14 protein-coding genes are annotated in these 18964 nt (G+C 65.0%); 6 read left to right on the forward strand and 8 right to left on the reverse strand.

Annotated features, from left to right (window positions below):
- Positions 1-50 precede the first annotated feature (50 nt).
- From E3C22_RS05465 to E3C22_RS05495, 7 genes are all read right to left on the reverse strand, one after another.
- Positions 51-1397: a TadE/TadG family type IV pilus assembly protein gene (locus E3C22_RS05465; protein WP_134761013.1), complete on the reverse strand. Its 1347-nt coding sequence runs from the start codon at positions 1395-1397 to the stop codon at positions 51-53.
- A 137-nt stretch (positions 1398-1534) separates the two neighbouring features.
- Positions 1535-4288, reverse strand: coding sequence for an ATP-binding protein (locus E3C22_RS05470; protein ID WP_134761014.1), 2754 nt, complete (start codon positions 4286-4288; stop codon positions 1535-1537).
- Between the two features lie 4 nt (positions 4289-4292).
- On the reverse strand, positions 4293-5480 hold the full coding sequence (locus E3C22_RS05475) for an EAL domain-containing response regulator (protein WP_134761015.1): 1188 nt from the start codon (positions 5478-5480) through the stop codon (positions 4293-4295).
- A gap of 148 nt (positions 5481-5628) precedes the next feature.
- Positions 5629-6606, reverse strand: coding sequence for an HAD family hydrolase (locus E3C22_RS05480; protein ID WP_134761016.1), 978 nt, complete (start codon positions 6604-6606; stop codon positions 5629-5631).
- 253 nt (positions 6607-6859) lie between these two features.
- Positions 6860-8362 carry an arylsulfatase gene (locus E3C22_RS05485; protein WP_167591712.1) on the reverse strand — a complete coding sequence of 501 codons (1503 nt, stop codon included), beginning with the start codon at positions 8360-8362 and terminating at the stop codon, positions 6860-6862.
- 410 nt (positions 8363-8772) lie between these two features.
- Positions 8773-10470: an arylsulfatase gene (locus tag E3C22_RS05490; RefSeq protein ID WP_206026911.1), complete on the reverse strand. Its 1698-nt coding sequence runs from the start codon at positions 10468-10470 to the stop codon at positions 8773-8775.
- 62 nt (positions 10471-10532) lie between these two features.
- Entirely contained in the window at positions 10533-11444 is a 912-nt protein-coding gene (locus E3C22_RS05495; RefSeq protein WP_134761822.1) for a formylglycine-generating enzyme family protein, read from the reverse strand.
- 652 nt (positions 11445-12096) lie between these two features.
- Here E3C22_RS05495 and E3C22_RS05500 point away from each other — a divergent pair.
- The 3 genes from E3C22_RS05500 to E3C22_RS05510 all read left to right on the forward strand — a co-directional run bounded on the left by E3C22_RS05500 (position 12097) and on the right by E3C22_RS05510 (position 16160).
- Positions 12097-12948, forward strand: coding sequence for a transporter (locus E3C22_RS05500; RefSeq protein WP_134761018.1), 852 nt, complete (start codon positions 12097-12099; stop codon positions 12946-12948).
- Positions 12949-13009: 61 nt separating this feature from the next.
- On the forward strand, positions 13010-13957 hold the full coding sequence (locus tag E3C22_RS05505; protein ID WP_134761019.1) for a SphA family protein: 948 nt from the start codon (positions 13010-13012) through the stop codon (positions 13955-13957).
- A gap of 46 nt (positions 13958-14003) precedes the next feature.
- On the forward strand, positions 14004-16160 hold the full coding sequence (locus tag E3C22_RS05510) for a mechanosensitive ion channel family protein (protein WP_134761020.1): 2157 nt from the start codon (positions 14004-14006) through the stop codon (positions 16158-16160).
- A 70-nt stretch (positions 16161-16230) separates the two neighbouring features.
- On the opposite strand, the gene E3C22_RS05515 is transcribed toward E3C22_RS05510, so the two are convergent.
- Entirely contained in the window at positions 16231-16413 is a 183-nt protein-coding gene (locus E3C22_RS05515; protein WP_134761021.1) for a hypothetical protein, read from the reverse strand.
- 411 nt (positions 16414-16824) lie between these two features.
- On the opposite strand from E3C22_RS05515, the gene E3C22_RS05520 reads away from it, so the two are divergent.
- From E3C22_RS05520 to E3C22_RS05530, 3 genes are read left to right on the forward strand one after another with little or no spacing between them, the layout of a single operon-like run.
- Positions 16825-17445, forward strand: a complete 621-nt coding sequence (locus E3C22_RS05520; protein WP_134761022.1) for a HupE/UreJ family protein — start codon at positions 16825-16827, stop codon at positions 17443-17445.
- On the forward strand, positions 17435-18223 hold the full coding sequence (locus E3C22_RS05525) for a hypothetical protein (protein ID WP_134761023.1): 789 nt from the start codon (positions 17435-17437) through the stop codon (positions 18221-18223). The genes E3C22_RS05520 and E3C22_RS05525 overlap by 11 nt, the downstream gene beginning before the upstream one ends.
- 14 nt (positions 18224-18237) lie before the next feature.
- Positions 18238-18924: a DUF1007 family protein gene (locus E3C22_RS05530; RefSeq protein WP_167591652.1), complete on the forward strand. Its 687-nt coding sequence runs from the start codon at positions 18238-18240 to the stop codon at positions 18922-18924.
- Positions 18925-18964 lie beyond the last annotated feature (40 nt).

Below are 18964 nucleotides of genomic sequence, written 5' to 3' on the forward strand. Positions count from 1 at the left end.
TATCCCGGTGACAGTCATTCCCAAGAGGCCGCCGCTCACACGCTTGGTTGCTACTTGGAGAGGGCGATGTTCCGGCCGACCGGACCGACACCCGCCGGAACCGGGACGCTCGATCCGTCATAGTCGGTATTGAGGACGAGCTTCACGCCGGAGGTCACCTCGACCTCGTGGGCGACGATCGCGGTCCATTCCGAATACTGGCCGACCTCCGCCTCGCAGCCGAGCAGGCCCTCGACGAGGCCGGTGATCGGATCCGGATCGCATTGTCCGTCGCCATCCTTGTCGCCGCCGATCGTCAGCTTGTCGTTCGGAACATAGATGGTTCCCACCATCTTGCGGGCGTTCCGGCTCTCGATCTTGAACTTGCGCGCCTTGTCGGTGTCGCGATCGGCATAGATCAGGATGCCCGCCATGGCGCCGGTCTGCGACGCCGACAGCGAGATCTCGGTATCGTTCTTGATCGCCAGCCCCGCCTTCTTGCCGACAAAGACGAGGCTGACCCCGTCGCCGGTCAGCGTCGCGCCCTTCTCGAGCTTCAGCGCACCGTCCCAGAAGGTATAGGTGCCGGGAAGGAACACGATGTTCGAGCTGCCGGAAAGCTTGGTGTCGCCGCAATAGACGCCGGGGAAGAGATTGCGGTTGGTGTCCTTGATCGACAGCTTCTCATAGTCGCAGTGATCCGGCGTGGCGGCCACGCGGGACAGAAGCGGATCCTTCACCGTCGGGCAGTCGGTGAGCGGCACCGGCGCGTAGTTCGCCTCGAGGCCCACATAGCCACCGGAAGAACAGGTGAGTTCGCTGGAGAGCTTGGCGAGCTGGGTGACGGACACGCCATTCTTCGCCGTCGAATTCGAATAGACGGCGCAGCTGCTCGCATAGATCTTGCCGTCGCCGGACATGGAGACCGTCTTGCTGCCGTCCTCGCCGAGGGCGATCATGCAGATCCGTCCGCCGCCCGAGACCCTTGCGGTCGCCAGCGCCTCGACCTTGCGGAGCGTGTCGTCGAAGCCCGGCATCGGAAAGCTGGGCGTCACCTCCATCGACAGCCTGACCGTCACCTCGTTGAGGATGCCGTTCTTAGCTGCCGTTTCCTGGTCCGGCGATCCGAAGGAGACCTTCGTCTCGAGCTTGCCGGCATCGGCACCGACATTCACCGCCACCATGGCCGCGATGGTGCTTTCGAGGAGTTCCGGCCGGGTATTGGCGAGATAGAGTTCGCGGGCAGCTCCGAGCGCAGCCGAGTCGGCGGCCGACTGCAACCGCGACTGCGTCGAGAAGGCGACGGAATAATTCACCGCCCCGCCCATCATCATGAGAAGGACCGGCATCGCAAGGGCGGTCATGACGGCGAAATTGCCGCGCCGGCACTGAAGGAATGATCGGAGGTGCTCGGTCATCTCACGGGGTCTCGTTCTGCCCGATGAGTAACCTGCAATTCGATAAAGCTCAGCTAATCTAACTGCTTAAGAAACGCTCACTGATTATATCAGCAATTGATCGACTGGCATTCGAAGCGGATGGCCCGGATCGTCGCTCAGCCGGCGGCAGCAGTCCGAGCGTCGTGGTCGACGAGGAGGTCCGACAATGCGCGGCAGGATTTCGCAATCGTCAGCCGCAACGCATCGTAGAGCTCGGCGCTCGCCGCTTCGCCCGCCTTGCCGCAATCCTCGATCGCCGAAGAGACGGCCGCCGCCCGCCCGGCTCCGGCGCTGCTGCACATGGATTTCAGGGCATGAGCGAGCTGCGCCGTCTCGGCCGGATCACCTGCCGCTGATTCGAGGTCCCGCAGGGCCTGCGGCGCTTTGGCCGTGAACATGTCGACGATCCGCTTCAGAAACGCCGAGCCGTTCTGCTGCGCCAGCATTTCCAGCATCGCCACCGTTTCCGCGTCGAGGATCGGCAGATCATCCCACGCAGCATCGCCTGCGGGGCGCGCGCCGGCCCGATCGTCCACCACAGCGGCCTCACCTTGCAAGGCTTCCGCTGGAAGCGCGGCATCCTCCAGGGCTCTGGCGATCTCGGCGACGGTGAAGGGCTTGGTGAGATAGGCGTCCATGCCTGCGGCGCGCCAGCCGGAGGCGTCCGTATCGCGGCCATGGGCGGTGAGCGCGACGATGCGCGAGCGACGGCGCGCAAGGCGGTCTTCCGCCTCGCGGATGCGGCGGGTAGTCTCGTAGCCGTCCATGCCAGGCATCGAGCAATCCATGAAGACCAAATCGAAGGCCGAGGTCTCGATCCGCTGCAACGCGGCGATGCCGCTCTCGGCGAGGTCCGGCGAGACCGAGAAACTGGCGAGAGCCTCCTTCAGAACTTCGCGATTGACCGCGCCGTCATCGACGACCAGGACCTTGAGCGCCGCAAAGCGGGCATCACGTGGCTTGGAAGGCTCGTCCCCTGCAGCGGTAGCGCGAAGAAGCGTAAAATCGCCGGCAAGGATCGAGGCCGCGAGGGTGTCGACATCCCGCCGGCGCAGCGGGACGGCGATCTCGCCGGAATGACCCTCAGCAGCGCCGATGGCAGCCTCGTTTCGGAGCAACACGACGGGGCCATGACTGCCGGGCGTCCCGCCGGCGAAATGGCGGCGATATTCCGCCTCGCCTGCCAGAACCACATCGCAGGAAACGGCATCGGCCTCGCCGACAACCGTCGCGCCCCGTTCGGCCAGCATCGCGGCCGAGGCGGCACGGGTCAGCGGGTCGTCGTCGAGGAGCAGGACGCTGCGGCCCTGGAGTGATTGCGGCTCGCCGGCAGGCGTCGCGACCTCGAAATCGATCTCGAAGCCGAAGCAGGAGCCCTCCCCCTCCCGGCTCGTGGCGCCGATCGTCCCGCCCATCGCCTCGACGAGCTGCCGCGAGATGGCGAGACCCAGGCCGGTGCCGCCGAACTTGCGGGTGATCGTCGCATCGGCCTGGCTGAACCGGCTGAACAGGCTGCCGAGCTTGTCCTCGGCAATGCCGATGCCGGTGTCCCGCACCGAGAAGCCGAGGCGCTGTCTGGAGCTGCCCGAGACCGGCCCGAGGCAGCGGAGCTCGACGGTGACACCGCCGGTCGCGGTGAATTTCAGCGCGTTGTTGACGAGGTTGGTCAGAACCTGGCTGATCCTCACCGGATCGCCGATGACCTCCCTCGGCACGTCGGCCCCGACGATGAGCGCGATCGACAGCGACTTTTCCCGGGCGCGCTCGGCAAAGAGGCTGGCGACGTCCTCGACGATCGTATCAAGCGAGACGGGGATCGATTCGAGCTCCAGATGGCCCGATTCGATCTTGGAAAGGTCGAGGATGTCGTTGAGAATGTTGAGCATGCCGCGACCGGACCGCAGGATGATCTCGGCGTAGCGGCGCGGCTGTTCCGCGAGCCGCGCCTTCGACAGCATCTCCGCCATCACCAGCATGCCGCTCATCGGCGTGCGGATCTCGTGGCTGACGGTGGCGAGGAATTCCGACTTCGCCGTGTTGGCCTGTTCGGCCTCCTCCTTCGCCGCCCGCATCTCGGCGGTCCGCTCGAGAACCGTCTCCTCCAGCGTCTCGCGATGCCTCTGCAGGAGCTGGTCGCGCTCCTCGATCCGCGAGAACATGTCGTTGAAGGCGGAGGACAGGACGCCGACCTCGTCCTTCGACGACGAATCGAGACGCTTGGAAAGGTCGGAGCGCAGACCGATATCGGCGAACTCGTCGGCGAGATGGCGCAGCGGCCGGACGATCCGTCCGATCAGCCACCAGGCTACGGTGACGGCGAGCGCGAGGACGCTCGCGCAGAACAGCGTCGCGATCAGCAGCCCGCCGAGGAAACGCTCGCGCAGCCAGGCGACGTCGGCATGGATGGACAGCCAGCCGACCATCCGGCCGCCGTCGCGGATCTCGACCCGGTCGGTGATCGTATCGGCGAGAAACAGCGCCAGCAGCCCGTCATTGTCGAGCCGGCGATTGGAGCTGACCAGCGACTCCGCCGTGCCGATCTCGGCGATGGTGCGGCCGTCGGCAGCCGTCACGTCGGCATAGTCGACATGGGGCAGGCCGCGGATGCCGCGGATCACCTGGTAGACGCCGCGGCGATCATTCTCCGCGACGGCCGTCGAGGCGGCTGCGGCAAAGGCCGCCGCCGAGCCGCGAAGCCGGCTCCGCTCGGCATCGACCGTCTGGCGAAAATCCTGGACGAGGAAGAAGCCGACGGTGCAGCCGACCGCGGCGACCACCGCGACGACGACGACGACGGACAGGCGAAAGCCGAGCGTTCGCCAGGTCTTCAGAGGTTGTGCGGCGAGCGAGGCCCGGCTGCCCTGCTGCATCGCGTCAGCCGGTCGAGCGCAAAGGCTCGGCCGTCCAGGTCTCGGTCGGGAACGCGACCTCGGCCGGGACCGCCGGAGAATAGATGAAGCCCTGAACGACCGGCACGCCGGCCTGCTCCACCATGCGAAGCTGGTCCAGCGTCTCGACGCCCTCGGCGACGACCTCCATGCCGAGATCGGAAGCCATGGCGACGGCGGTCTGCAGGAACAGGCGGGAGACGCGGTCTGTGATCCCCGACTGGACGATGGACTTGTCGATCTTCAGCTCGCTGAACGGGCAGAGCCGCAACAGCGCGTAGTTCGCCGTCCCGGTTCCGTAATCGTCGAGAGACAGGCCGAAGCCGGCCATGCGGATGCGCGTCAGCTGTTCGATGAGACCGGTCATGGATTTCGGCAAAGCGGTCTCGGTCAGCTCGAAGACCACCTGGCGCGGCTCCAGCCCGTGCTTTTCGACAAGCTGCAGGAGTTCGGCCTGGAAATCCGGCGCATCGAGCGTCCGGGCGTCGAGATTGATCGAGATGCGGCGCTGATGGCCGGCAGCCCGCCAATGCGCCGCGGCTGCCATGGCGCGATCGGCGATCGCCAGCGTCAGCTTCGGCAGATCGGCGTCCTTGACGCCGTGGTGGAAGACTGAGGGCGGGCCGAGCAGCCGCCCGTCGGTAGCCTTCAGCCGGACGAGAGCCTCGAGGCCGACGAGACGGCCATCCGCGGGAGAGATCTGCGGCTGGAAATAGGGCACGATCTCGCCGGGGGTCGAGGCTGACGCATCGGCGTCTTGCGAAAGCGCCGCCGCGCCCCGCAGACAGGCCTCGCAATTGGCAAGCTCGGCGAGGAAGGCGTCGCGCCGCAGCGGCTTCTTGAGGACGCCGCAGACGACGAGGCCCAGCATGCGGCCCATCTGCCGCGCCGCCTCGATGATTTCCTTCGATTCGCCGCTGGAAATGATGACGGCGCCCCGGTAGCCGCGCTCGCCGAGCGAGCGCAGATAGGCGAGGCCGTCGAGGCTCGGCATGTTGAGATCGAGGAGCACGACGTCGACGGGGGGAACCGCGGCCTCGAGGCGCTCAAGCCCTTCCCGCCCGTCGCCTGCCACGGAAGCGTGATGAGGCCCCGTCGAACGGATCACGCTCTCCGCGACGGCAGTGAAGATCGGGTCGTCGTCGACGATCAGGAAATGATGCGTGGTCACCATGGGCCTCCGGCTCCTTGATGCCACGGCAAACCGAAGACTTCGTTACTATCGCAAGGGCCGCCGACTTAAGAAGTCAGACTTACGATTTTGCGAAGATCAGTCGACGATGACCGGCCGGGTGGCGATCATCCTCCCCTCGCCCCACAGATCACTGCTTGCCCGGCCAGATGACTGCCCAGTCCTTGGCCATGTCGACCAGCAGCCAGCCCTTCCCGCCGGCGGCATCGAGACCGTCGGACAGGCGGCCGACGGAACTGTCGCGGTCATAGGCGAATTCGCGCTTTGCGTCCGTATGGTGGACGAAGAGGCCAAGGCGCGGCCCCTCGCCTGCCGTCGCCCATTCCAGCATCTGGAGGTCGCCGTCCGAATTGCCGGCGACGAAGATCGGGCGCCGGCCGATATGCCGGTCGATGCCAACGGGCTTGCCCGCCTTGTCGTCGAGGAACTGCAGCCCGCCCTCCTTCATCAGCGTCGGCTTGCCGTCGACGAGACTGTAGTTCGTCGCGCCTTCCGAACCGACGACCTGCTGGGGAGGCACGTTGTAGGCCTCCTGCGAAATCGCGCGGATGAAATGCACGCCGCCGCCTGAGACGATGTAGGTCGAAAAGCCCCGGTCGCGCAGATAGGCGAGAAGTTCGACCATCGGCTGATAGATCATGTCGGCATAGATCCGGCCGGATGTCGGATGGGTGGCGGTCGTCAGCCATGTCTTCACGTCCGTCTCGAAATCCTCGACCGTCAGGCCGGAATGCGAGACGTTGACGATGTCGATGAGGCCCTTGTCACCGCCTGCCATGGCGCCCTTCATGTCGCCCGCCGCCGCCGCCTTGAGGACGTCGGAGGTGAGGATGCCCGGATCCGCCTTGGCCTTTTCCTGCAGGCGGTCGAAGGCGTAGAGCGCCTGGAAGTAGAGCGGTTTCTCACTCCACAGAGTGCCGTCATTGTCGAAGGTCGCGATGCGCAGCTCCTGCGGAACGTAATCCGGCGACTGCGGATCGGAGACCTTTTCGACGAAGGCGACGATGCTGGCCTTGCTGGCGGTGTCGTTCCAGGACGGCAGCGGATCGCCTGCTGCCGGCAGCAGCGAGATCGCCAGGAAAAAGATCAAACCCGAGAGGACTTTCATCGAAGGTCTCCTTTGATGGGCAGAGCCACCGTGGCGGCCGCCGGCGGAGCGGCCGCCAGTCGCCGCAGCAGTGGCTGGGCCGTCGTCGCTTGTTGGCTGCTGGAATAGCGCTCGTCGCCGAGCGGTGTGGCCTCACCAGTCGGCGGTCGCGCCGGTTGCCGGTGCGGGCGGCTACTGCAATTCGGCGACTTGACCGCCCCGCCACGATCGGCGGAGCGGCTGCTTGTCGAAACGGCCGCCCGGGCGAACCGGATCAATTGCCGAGGTTGGACTTCAGCGACTCTTCGATCGAGCTCAGATTGAACGAACCGGGAGTCTGGCTCGGCGGGTATTCCTGCATCGTCTGCAGGAACTGTGCCGCCAGAGCCTGAACCGGGGCAATGACGAAGGCATGGTCGATGATCCAGTCATTGTAGGTGTTGGAATTGTGCTGGGCCTTCTCGAAGGGATCGCGCCGCAGATTGAAGATCAGCGGCACCCGCAGCTCGGTGAACGGCTCTCGCCAGACTTCGAAGGCCTGTCCGCGGTTCTCCAGGAAGATGATCTTCCAGGCGTCGTAGCGCGCCGCCACGACTTGGCCGTCGTCATTGACGTACCAGAACTCCTTCCGCGGGCTCTGGTCGCCGCCTTCGAGATAGGCCGTCATGTCGTAGCCGTCGATGTAGTTGCGATAGTTCCGCCCGTTGAGTTCGACACCCTCCCTCAGCTGCGTCTTGATGTCCGGATTGCCGGCGATGGCGGCGAAGGTCGGCAGCCAGTCCTCGTGGGCGACGATGCCGTTGAGGGTCTTGCCCGCCGGGAAGTGGCCGGGCCAGCGGACGAAGGCGGGGACGCGGTAGGCACCCTCCCAGTTGGAGTTCTTCTCCGAGCGGAACGGCGTCGTGCCGGCATCCGGCCAGGTGTTGTAGTGGGGGCCGTTGTCGGTCGAATAGAAGACCACCGTGTTCTCGGCGATGCCGAGCTCGTCGAGCTGCTGCAGGAGCTCGCCGACCATCATGTCGTGCTCGACCATGCCGTCGTGATATTCGTCGCCGTCCGGGCCCGAGATCCCGGTGTTGCTTTCCTTCACATGGGTGCGGAAATGCATCCGGGTGGCGTTCCACCAGACGAAGAAGGGCTGATCCGCCTCGTGCTGGCGCTTGATGAAGTCCTTCGCGCCGGCGAGCGTCTCCTCGTCGATCGTCTCCATGCGCTTTTTCGTCAGCGGCCCGGTGCTTTCGACGCGCTGGGTGCCGTCCGCATTGGCCCAGGAGTGGATGACACCGCGCGGCCCGAAGCGATCGATGAACTTCTCGCCGTTGGCGAGGGTCATGTCGCGCGGATAGTCGCGATTTTCCGGCTCCTCTTCGGCATTGAGGTGGTAGAGATTGCCGAAGAACTCGTCGAAGCCATGCATGGTCGGCAGATGCTCGTCCCGGTCGCCCTGATGGTTCTTGCCGAACTGGCCGGTCGCATATCCCTGGCTCTTCATCACCGTCGCCATGGTGACGTCGGTTTTCTGCCAGCCCTGGGGTGCGCTCGGCAGGCCGACCTTGGTCATGCCGGTGCGCACCGGAACGTTGCCGCCGATGAAGGCGGCGCGACCCGCGGTGCAGCTCTGCTGGCCGTAATAGTCGGTGAAGGAGAGCCCTTCGGCCGCGATCCGGTCGATGTTGGGCGTCATGTATCCCATCATGCCGCGATTGTTGTGGCTGATGTTCCAGGTGCCGATGTCGTCCCCCCAGATGACGAGGATGTTCGGCTTGCCGCCACCCATCCCTGCGGCCGGCGTCGTCTGGGTCGCCTGCGCATGGGCCGGACGCTCTGAGGCCCCGATCGCCGCGGCGGTCGCGACGAGGCTTGCCCCCGCCACCAGCAGATCGCGGCGATGTATCGTCGTCTGCGACGCGCGATCCTTGGCGCCCGTCGTCGTCTTGCCTCCATCCTGTCTTGCCATTGTGCCGTCTCCTCTGAACTCTGCGTGTTGATAGGATTGTCCGCAGTTTTCCGGCGCTGAACTGCGATCGCCGGTCTCGCTGGGCTCGAAAGCCTTACCGCCTGGGGAGAGGATCTTGCGGCGGGGGTTGCTGCTACCGCAGCAATTCAGTCTCCACTCGCAGCCGATCAGTGCTGTGAATCTGCCATCGTGCGTTTGGCCAATGCCCCAAGCGCAAGATTGCAGGAACTCTATTGGATGGCCTTTTCCAAGAACTGGCCGACCACGTTCGACATGTCGAAGCTAGCCCCGCCTTGCACGGGCGGATACTCCGCGAGTGTCTGAAGGTGCTGCTCCATCAGACTGCTCATTGGCTGGATCAGCCAGGAGACCTTTTGCATGAGGTGACCGTAGGCATCTGGCGTATCGTAGCTCTCGAACGGATCCATCCTGATATTGAAAACCAGGGGCACTGTGCGAGGGAGTACGTCAGCGTAATAGTCTTCTTTCGTTGAGAAGTGGAATTTCCACGGCCCCATACGAACAGCGGTCAGTCTGCTTTCGTAATAATGAAAGATGTGATCACGGGAGGAGTGTTTGGCCTCACCTTTCCAGTAGGAGAGGTTGTCGACTCCGTCGATATACTGCTTCTTTTCCTGCATCACCTTCTCGGCGACATTGCTGATGCCGGCCGCGGCGGCGAGCGAGGTGAACATGTCCTGATGAGCCTGAATGCCGTTGAGGACCGCACCTGAGGGCAGCACGTTCGGCCACCGCAGCATCGACAACACACGCACGCCACCTTCATAGGTGGTCATCTTCTCGCCCCGGAACGGCGTCGTTCCGCCATGGGGCCAGGAAGAGTGTTCAGGGCCGTTATCCGTCGAGTACCAAACGATCGTATCCTCGGCGAGGCCCTGCTGGTCGAGCCAGTCAAGGACCTGGCCGATGTCGTGGTCGTGTTGCAGCATGCCGGAACCGTGGAAATCAGCCTCCGACGTATAGTCCTCGGCGGCATAGCGCCATTCATCGTTCAACCGCGTGTAGAGATGCATCCGGCTGGTGTTCATCCAGACGAAGAACGGTTCATCAGCTTCCTTGGCAGCCGCCATGAACGCCTGAGCGCGCGGGATGATTTCGCCGGCATCGAAGTTCTTCATCCGATCCTGCGTGAGGGGTCCCGTGTCCTCGATCGATTGCTTGCCGATCCTTCCGAAGCGTGGATCCTCGGTGGTGTCGTCGACGTCGGTGGCAAGACTATGCAGAACGCCGCGTGTGCCATAGCGCTTCTCATAAGCATCGATGCTGCCGGAAAAGGCCTCGCCGAAGCGCTGGTAGTCACGTTGCTCCGATTCTTCCTGGGTGTTGAGGTGGTAGAGATTGCCGTAGAACTCATCAAAGCCGTGCACGGTCGGCAGGTGCTCATTGCGATCGCCGAGATGGTTCTTGCCGAACTGACCGGTGCGATAGCCGACGCTCTTGAGCTGTTCGGCGAGGGTGGGTGAACCTGCCTGGAGGCCGAGCACTGCGCCGGGCTGTCCCACGGTCGTCATGCCCGAGCGGATCGGATACTGTCCGGTGATGAACGCCGCCCGGCCAGCGGTGCAACTCGGTTGCGCATAGTGATCGGTGAAGCGGATTCCCTCGTTGCCGATCCGATCGATGTTCGGGGTCGTATAGCCCATGACCCCCATGCCGTAGGCCGAGACGTTTTGCCAGCCGATGTCGTCACCCCAGATGACCAGGATGTTCGGCCGTCTGTCGCTCCTTGCGCCAGCGGGTGGAGTGGTCTGGGTCGCCTGTGCACGGGCCGGACGCTCGGAGGCCCCGATCGCCGCGGCCGTCGCGACGAGACCTGCCCCCGCCACCAGCAGATCGCGGCGATGTATCGTCGTCTGCGACGCGCGGTCCTTCGCGCCCGTCGTCTTGCCTCCATCCTGTCTTGCCATTGTGCCGTCTCCTCTGGACTCTGCGTGTCGGTGAGATTTCCGCAGTTTTCCCGGCGCTGGGGCTATGGTCTTCGGACGCACCGGAATCCGATGTGGCTTGTCGAGCTGTCGACCTGCTGGGCGTGCCGGGCAGCAGGTCGGTAGCGGCGGCAATAGCTGGGGGCGCAGAGATGCGAGCCCCCCTTCAGGACCCGTCGCGGGATCCTGATCTCGGGCTGTGCCGGATCGAAACTCGCGTCCCGATCGCCGTTTCGCAGATTGGCCGGAATGCAGCAGGCCTTGGCGGGGTCGCCGGCATGCTTCGGTGCATAGAAGTCGGCGGTCCATTCCCAGACATTGCCGATCATGTCCGACAGACCGAAACCGTTGGGTGGGAAGGCGCCGACCGGCGATGTCCGCTGGTAACCGTCGGTGGCGGCATTGAAATGCGGGAAGATTCCCTGCCAGGTATTGGCCATCGGCCGGCCGGCCGGCATGAAGTCGTCGCCCCAGGCGTAGTCGCGACCTTCGAGCCCCCCGCGGGCGGCGAATTCCCACTCCGCCTCGGTCGGCAGCGCCTTGCCGGCCCAGTCCGCATAGGCTTCGGCGTCCTCATAGGCGATATGGACGACGGGGTGATCGTCCAGCCCCTGGATCGAGGAATCCGGGCCGGCGGGATGGCGCCAGTCGGCACCGAAGCAGAACGCCCACCACTGGCTGTGATCGCCGAGCGAGACCGGATGGGAGGGCGGCGTAAAGACCAGCGAGCCGGCCTTCAGCATGTGCGGCAGGGCGCCGGGATAGTCGCCGGCGTCGGGAATCTTTTCGGCCAGCGTCACGTAGCCGGTCCGGCGCACGAAGCGGCGGAACGCTCTGTTGGTGACGGGATGGCGATCGATCGAGAAGGCATCGACCGTCACGTCATGGGCCGGCGCCTCTTCGGGGTAGTGCCTGTCGGAGCCCATGCGAAAGGCGCCGCCGGAAAGCGCGACCATCTCGCTCTTGCGACCGTCATCGGCCGTGCGGACGCCCCGGGAGCTGAACACCGGCCTACTCCGGAGTTGCTTTGCGACAAAGCAGGCTCGCCGCTGCTGGCGGCCGCTGCCGCGCATCCGGCGGGGCGATTTCGAATATTCCCACGACTCAAATCCTCCAGATATTTACTTCTATTTGGAGAGAATTTGCACAATACTTTCAACGCCAAACATAATAAAGCACGTAGTTCAAAATAATCAACCCGTAATCGCCGCTTTCAAACAAATAATCCGAATAACAGAACCGCAATTGTTGCAAACAAGATCAATATTTAAAGCATTTTTCGTGATAAAGGCGACAATCTCAACATCAATATTTTCAATATGCAACTATGTATGTGGTAAAAATGTCATTCATCCGTCTGAATATTTCAGAGAGTTGCACAGGTCAACAGATATCTCTTCGATTTTAGCGCCAGATGCGCTATCACGACTCGCATTGAAGTATGGACTATTTAAGTAATTTAATTTGACCTGGCTTATACTTATGAAGTTTAGGTGGTCGATTTGACGCGTATCCATGACACGCGGTCGAGAATGCTGGCGGAAAGACTGGACGGGGGAGACAATGTTGATGGTATCGCGGAAAGTACGAACGGGCCTCGCTGTCGGAATGTTCGTCAGCCTTGCCGAGTGTGTTATGGTGCTATTACCGACAGCAGCACATTCCCAAGACACCGACCTGGCAAAGCAGCTTTCCAACCCGATTGCCTCGCTGATCAGCGTGCCGTTCCAGTTCAACTTTGACGACAACATCGGACTGGACGACGGCGGCTATCGGATCGTGATGAATGTGCAGCCGGTCATCCCGATCGCGCTCAGCGACGATCTGAACCTGATCTCGCGGACCATTCTCCCGATCACCTATCAGGAAGATGTCGTCAGCGCGGTCACCATCCCTGCGTCGATGCAGGGCGGCCAGTTCATCCCGGCACAGACCTTCGGCCCGTCCGGCGCGCAGTTCGGCCTGGGCGATACCGTGCAGAGCCTGTTCCTCTCGCCGGCAAATCCCGGCCCATCGGGCATCATCTACGGTGCGGGCCCGGTCTTCCTGCTTCCGACCGCCACGGAGACCCTGCTTGGCGGAGACAAATGGGGAGCGGGGCCGACGGCCGTCGCCCTGAAGCAGACGGGCCCCTGGACCTACGGCGTCCTTGCGAACCATATCTGGTCCTTTGCCGGCGCCGACGATCGCAGGGATGTCAGCGCGACGTTCCTTCAGCCGTTTCTTTCCTACACGACCTCGGACGCCTGGACCTTCGCCTTGAACACCGAGAGCACCTACGACTGGGTGTCCGAGGAGTGGAGCGTCCCCGTCAACTTCCAGATCAGCAAGCTCGTGACGATCGGCGAGCAGCCGATCAGCCTGCAGGCCGGCGTCCGCTACTGGGCCGACAGCCCGCCGGGCGGGCCCGAAGGGTTCGGTGCCCGCCTCGGCGTCACCTTCCTGTTTCCCAAAGGATGAGAGCCGCGGGGAGATCCGTGCGGCACGTTGAGACGAACTGTCGGCACATCGGGGGGTGGAAATGAGCAGATGTCGATTGGTCGGGGCGGGTGCCTCGCTCGCAGCCCTAGTGGCGGGATTGTCCGCCGCCGGTCCGGCGCGATCCGCCGAGGGCGGCCTCAGCCACTATCTTCCCGGCCTCGCCGGGGATTTCGGTCTCGCCATCGCGCCGAAGCCAGGGCTGCAGGTGGCCAATGTCGTCTGGTGGCAGTCGGGCAGCATCGACGCGGCGGTGTTGCAGGGCCGGGTGGATCTCGGCCTCGACGCCGACATCGTCCTCGACGTTCCCGTGGCGACCTACACCTTCGACGGCGCGATTCTCGGCGGTGTCTACACCGCCGGGATCGCGGTGCCTTTCGGCTACGGGAAGCTCGATGCGGAGGCGACCGGTCCGCTCGGCAACACGCTCAGCGTCGGCGACGATTCCTTTGCCTTGTCCGACATCGCGATCACCCCCCTGCAGCTCAACTGGAACAGCGGCAACTTCCACTTCAAGTTCGCCGAAACGGTCATCGCGCCGACCGGCGCCTATGATGTCGACGATCTCGTCAATCTCGGCCGGAACTACTGGAGCTTCGACAGCATCGGCGCCATCACCTGGTTCGACCCGGAGATTGGGACGGAACTCTCGGTGGCGGCCGGCGTGATGCTCAATACCAAGAACGAGGACACCGATTACCAGACCGGCGTCGAGACCCATGTCGACTTCACCGCAAACCAGTTTCTGGCGCCGACCTTCGCTCTGGGACTGAGGGGCTACTACTACCGGCAGGTGAGCGGCGACAGCGGCAGCGGCGCCCTTCTCGGCGATTTCAAATCCGAAGCCTTCGGCCTCGGCCCCGGCTTCCTGTGGTCGCCGGCCTTCGCCGAAGGCCGGCTGGCGATCGCCGGAAAATGGCTGCATGACTTTTCGGCCGAGAACCGCTTCAAATCCGATTACGGTATCGTCACCGTGGGGTGGAAGTTCTGACAAGGGCCGGAGGTCCCGGCCGGCCCCGGCGGCGAGGAGATGAGAGGTGAGCACCGCGACGCGTGACCGCCGTTCGGCGACCTCCAGGCTGACGGCCCTCGCCGCGCTCCTGATCCTCTCCTCGCCGCTTCTCGTCTCCGCCGCCTTCGCCCAGGAAGCGTCTGTCGCGCCGGCCGCGCAGGAAGCCCCTTCCCCGTCTGCCGCGACAGCAGGCGGCACCCGGGACCTGCCGCTCGAAGAGAAGCTGCGGCAGGTCAAGGGCATGATCGACGACCCCGAGGTTTCGGCCTGGCTCGATGCGCAAGGCAGGCCGGCAGCGGTGCTGGTGCCGGCCGTCCCGAAGACCTCCTATATCGAGGCACGGATCGAACGCATCCGCAGCCATCTGAAGACCGTCCTTGCCGCCGGGCCGGATCTCGCCGGCACGCTCGCCGGCCTCTTCGGCAGCCCCGGCCGCGGCCTGACGCTTCAGGGCTCCGGCTACGGCCTGCTACTCGTGGCCCTCACCCTGGCCCTTGGCGCAGCCGGCTCCTGGCTGATGCACCGGGCAGTGAGCGGCAGGGGCAGCCACACCGAGGGACCACCTGAAGGCGCAGCCCTCATGCTGCCGCCGCTCGGCTTCGCCTTCGCCGGCGCGATCGTGCTCTTTCTCTTCGACTGGCCGCCGACGCTCCGCCGGGTCGTCGTCGCGTTTCTCCTCGCCTATGTCGGCACACGGCTCGTCGTCGTCGGCGGCCGCGTGCTGCTGGCGCTCCTCAGGGAGGAAGGCAGGGACAAGCCGGAGACGCCGCCGGAAGATCTCGCGCGGCACCGCTACTGGCAGGCGAGGACATCGCTGTTCCTCGGCTATCTGTTTTTCGGCTGGGCAGCCGTCGAGACCGTCGATGCTCTCGGAGCGCCCGTGCCGGCGCGGCAGCTTGCCGCCTATATCCTCGGGCTCGGGCTTCTCCTCATCGCCGCGGCAAGCGTCTGGCAGCGGCCGACTGCCCCGGTTTCAGCCGACCGCGCGAGGCTCCACACCGTCGCGATCCTCGTCGCCCTGATTCTCCTCTGGCTCCTTTGGGTGGCGGGGCTGATGACGCTTCTGTGGGTCGGCATCTTCGCGCTCGTCCTGCCGGCCGCCGTTCGCCTTGCGGGAACCGTGGCCCGGGTGGCGGCGAGCCGCCGGGTCGCGGAGACGCCCAAGGCGCGTCTCCTGCCGGTGATCGCCGAAAGGGTCGGCCGAGCCGCGGTGATCCTGGTGGCGATCGCCTGGCTGGCGAGCTTCGCCGGCGCCGATGCCGCATCGCTGACCGGCGGCGCCGACTTCGTCTCCCGTCTGCTGCGCGGCATTCTCGGCGGCATCGCCGTGCTGCTGATCGCCGACCTCGTCTGGGCGATCCTGCGCGCCACCATCGACGACAGGCTGCGGCAGGCGCGATCCGACGTCGCCGACACCGAGGAGGCGCAGGCGAGGCGGGCAAGGCTCCTCACCCTCCTGCCGATCATCCGCAATCTCCTTGCCGTTGCCATTGCCATCGTCGCCCTGCTGATGGTGCTGGCCGGCCTCGGAGTGGAGATCGCGCCGCTGATCGCCGGTGCCGGAGTCGTCGGCGTCGCCGTCGGTTTCGGCGCCCAGACGGTGGTCAAGGACGTCATCAGCGGGATGTTCTATCTCTGGGACGACGCATTCCGGGTGGGCGAATACATCCAGAGCGGCGGCTACAAGGGCACGGTCGAATCCTTCAGCCTGCGCTCGGTGAAGCTGCGCCATCATCGCGGGCCGCTGTTCACCGTTCCCTTCGGCGAGCTCGGCGCCGTCCAGAACATGAGCCGCGACTGGGTGATCGACGTGATGTCGGTCAACGTGCCCTACGACACCGACCTGCAGAAGGTGAAGGCGATCGTCAAGGATATCGGCCGGCAGCTGCAGGAGGCGCCGGAATTCAAGCCGCACATCATCCAGACGCTGAAGATGAAGGGCGTCCAGCAGTTCGGCGACTTCGCGATGAACCTGCGCCTGGCGATGACGACGCGGCCGGGTCAGCAGTTCACCATCCGCCGCCAGGCCTATGCGATGATCCGCAAGGCCTTTCCGGAGAACGGCATCGAGATCGCCATCCCGACCGTGCAGATCGCCTCGGATGGCGACCCGCAGACCAACCAGCAGGCTGCGGCGGCCGCCCAGCGGATGCAGGTCGCGGGGAATCCGGGCGCGGCGTGATCCGTCTTAGGTCCAAAGTCAGCGCTGCGGTGCCCGCCAACTGGAGCCGGAGCGGTCGGCGACCATCAGACTATTGCGGCGTGCCCGAGGGCGGCACCGTCCCCATCTGCGGCGCCGGGCCCGGGGTCTCGCTGCCGTTGCGCACCTCGTAGATGACGAAGGCGACGACGGCGACCACGACTATCAGACAGATCATCCACCAGCCCCGCGATTGCTGGGGCCGCGGATCGCGGTTGTAGTCACGTTCGGCCATCGCTCCGGCAACCTTTCGGAACCCATTGAAATCATAGATGCCACGGGAAAAGCGGCGAGGTTAAGGACCATCCGTCCCGGCGCCGATGTTTTCCGGTTTTTCAGATCGCGATCAAATTGACCGTCCGACCGGCGGCGATCGGTTGCCATCTACTCGCCGGAAGCTGGGGAATGCTCTCGGATATCTGTCCGGCAGATTGGCTGAGGGAGGCAGGCCGGCGGTTGAGACGAGGGCTTCAGGCAATGTCGTTGGAAAGCGCGACCGCCCCCCTTGTGGCTGACCGAGGGTCGGACAGCCCGCCAGTTCAAGCCCCAATCCCGAGGACGCTCGCAGCCTGAACAAGATTTAATGTTATTTCATTACATCATGCGTTAAACCCTCCCTGCCGTCCAAGACCAGCAGGAGAGGCCCATGCCAGACAGCCGCCCAGCGTATTTGCCCAAGGTCCCGGCGAGCGCAGCGGCGACCCTCCTGCTCGTCGCCACCCTCGCGCTCGCCCCGACCGAGGCCGGGGCCCATCTCGTCCGCGGCGCGCAGGGCGGCTTCGGCAGCGGCTTCGAGCATCCGCTGACCGGCCTCGATCATTTCCTCGCCATGTTCGCCGTCGGCCTCTGGGGTGCGCAGATCGGCGGCCGGCAGGTCTGGACGCTGCCTGTGGCCTTTCCGCTGATGATGGTCGTCGGCGGAATCATCGGTATCTCGGGCGTCGCCCTGTCCGGCATCGAGACGGGCATCGCGCTTTCGATCCTTGTTCTCGGCCTCGCCATCGCCTTCGCCTGCCGCCCGGCCGAATGGCTCGCCCTCGTGCTGATCGCCTTCTTCGCCCTGTGCCACGGCTATGCCCATGGCGCCGAACTGCCGCTTGCGGCCGATCCGGCGGACTATGCGATCGGCTTCGTGCTGGCGACCGGCCTGATCCATCTTCTCGGCATCGGCGTCGGCCTCCTGGTCGGCCGGCTGTGGCATGGCCGCGTCTCGCGCATCCTCGGGGCGCTGATCGCCGCGGGCGGCCTCTATTATCTTGCGCTCTGATCGTCGCAGATCCGCCCGGGCGCTCGCCGGCCCGTTCCTGATCCTCGCGGCGCTGCTGCTGGCGGTCGTCCCGCGTCTCTCACCCGCCGCATCCCTCGACGCCCTGGCCTGGTGGATCGCCTATGGGCCGATGGCGCCGGAGCGGGCTCTGCCGATCTGTGCCTTCGGCGTGGCCCTCGCGCTGACCGGCAGGAGATCGGCGGCCGCCGCAACGTCGAGCTTCGCGTTCGGTGCCGTTTCCGGTTTTGCGATGGAGCCGCAGTGGCTGGATCTGCTCGGCCGGCTGCCGGCGGCGGCGACCCATGATTTCTATGCCGGGCCGCTGTCCTGCATCGCGGCCGGCGCGAGCCTGATCTGCGGCCGGCGCTTGCGGCCTTTCATGCTGGTGCCCTCGGGCTTTCTTCTCGGCGCCATGTGGGCACTGTGGATCCGGCTGCTCGATCCGACGCTGCACGAGCCGAAGATCACCATGACCGGCCTCCTTGTCGCCGCCCTTCTGGCAGCGGCAGTCGCAATCACCCTCGCCCGCTTCCGAGGACCGTGGATGTTCGTTGCCGCGCCGATCCTCGGCAGCTGGCTGGTCGCCATCGGCCTTCTCTACGGTGGCGCTTATATCGCGGCCCGCTCGCCGGCGCTCGTCCTGCCGCCCCCGGCAGCGAGCGCCGATCCAGACCCGGCCCTTCTCGACGGGCTGTTCGGCACTCCGGCGGACACGAGGCAGCACCCCGCGACACGCCGGGATCCGTTCGGCAGCGGCGGCGGATCGAAACCGTTCTGATGGAGGCGTTGCCCATGGCGAGAATCGATCCTCACCCGGCTGACCCGGGCCCTCGACGCGGCGATCGGCGAGACAGGAGGCGGCGCGAGACCGTCGGGACCGCCGCCGGCGCTCTCGCCGTCGCGGTCCTGGCGATGGGTCTCTGCCCGGCCTTCGCCCATCCGAATATCGTGATGACCTGCCGGGTGCTGTTCAATTTCGATGGCCCGTCGGTAAACGGCCTCGGCGAGGTCTGGACATTCGACCAGACATTCAGCGCCGAACTCCTGAAGGACTTCGACGCCGACGGCGATGGCCGCTTTTCCAATAGCGAAGCCGCCGCCATGCAGAGCGAGATCATGAGAAATCTCGCCGACTCCCGCTACTTCACCTATGTCTCGATCGACGGCAAGGACGCCGGCAAGCTTCCGGTGTCGGGCTTTCGGGCGGAGGCGAAAGACGGCGTCGTCAGTATCGCCTTCGGCGTCCCTGTCAAGACACCCCTCGACCCGCGGATCCACACGCTCTCGGTGGAGATCAAGGATCCGGAATTCTTCGTCTTTGCGAGTTTTGCCGGCGACAATCCGGTGCTGATGCGCGGCGATGGCGCCGAAGCGGACGGCTGCGTGCCGAAACTCGTCGACGACAGTGCCGGCGCCTATTTCGGCGGCGCCATCATTCCCGAAGCTGCGACACTCTCATGCGGCAGCAGGCCGCGATGAGGCCAAGCGCACCGGTCACCGGCCGATGCGTCAGCCGCAG

The organism is Jiella endophytica (assembly GCF_004519335.1).
Classification (GTDB): domain Bacteria; phylum Pseudomonadota; class Alphaproteobacteria; order Rhizobiales; family Rhizobiaceae; genus Jiella; species Jiella endophytica.

Bases quoted from the DNA above. Each gene is read 5' to 3' on its own strand.
- E3C22_RS05465 (WP_134761013.1), bottom strand. From the start codon at position 1,397: ATGACCGAGCACCTCCGATCATTCCTTCAGTGCCGGCGCGGCAATTTC.
- E3C22_RS05470 (WP_134761014.1), bottom strand. From the start codon at position 4,288: ATGCAGCAGGGCAGCCGGGCCTCGCTCGCCGCACAACCTCTGAAGACC.
- E3C22_RS05475 (WP_134761015.1), bottom strand. From the start codon at position 5,480: ATGGTGACCACGCATCATTTCCTGATCGTCGACGACGACCCGATCTTC.
- E3C22_RS05480 (WP_134761016.1), bottom strand. From the start codon at position 6,606: ATGAAAGTCCTCTCGGGTTTGATCTTTTTCCTGGCGATCTCGCTGCTG.
- E3C22_RS05485 (WP_167591712.1), bottom strand. From the start codon at position 8,362: ATGGGTGGCGGCAAGCCGAACATCCTCGTCATCTGGGGGGACGACATC.
- E3C22_RS05490 (WP_206026911.1), bottom strand. From the start codon at position 10,470: ATGGCAAGACAGGATGGAGGCAAGACGACGGGCGCGAAGGACCGCGCG.
- E3C22_RS05495 (WP_134761822.1), bottom strand. From the start codon at position 11,444: ATGGTCGCGCTTTCCGGCGGCGCCTTTCGCATGGGCTCCGACAGGCAC.
- E3C22_RS05500 (WP_134761018.1), top strand. From the start codon at position 12,097: ATGTTCGTCAGCCTTGCCGAGTGTGTTATGGTGCTATTACCGACAGCA.
- E3C22_RS05505 (WP_134761019.1), top strand. From the start codon at position 13,010: ATGAGCAGATGTCGATTGGTCGGGGCGGGTGCCTCGCTCGCAGCCCTA.
- E3C22_RS05515 (WP_134761021.1), bottom strand. From the start codon at position 16,413: ATGGCCGAACGTGACTACAACCGCGATCCGCGGCCCCAGCAATCGCGG.
- E3C22_RS05520 (WP_134761022.1), top strand. From the start codon at position 16,825: ATGCCAGACAGCCGCCCAGCGTATTTGCCCAAGGTCCCGGCGAGCGCA.
- E3C22_RS05530 (WP_167591652.1), top strand. From the start codon at position 18,238: ATGGCGAGAATCGATCCTCACCCGGCTGACCCGGGCCCTCGACGCGGC.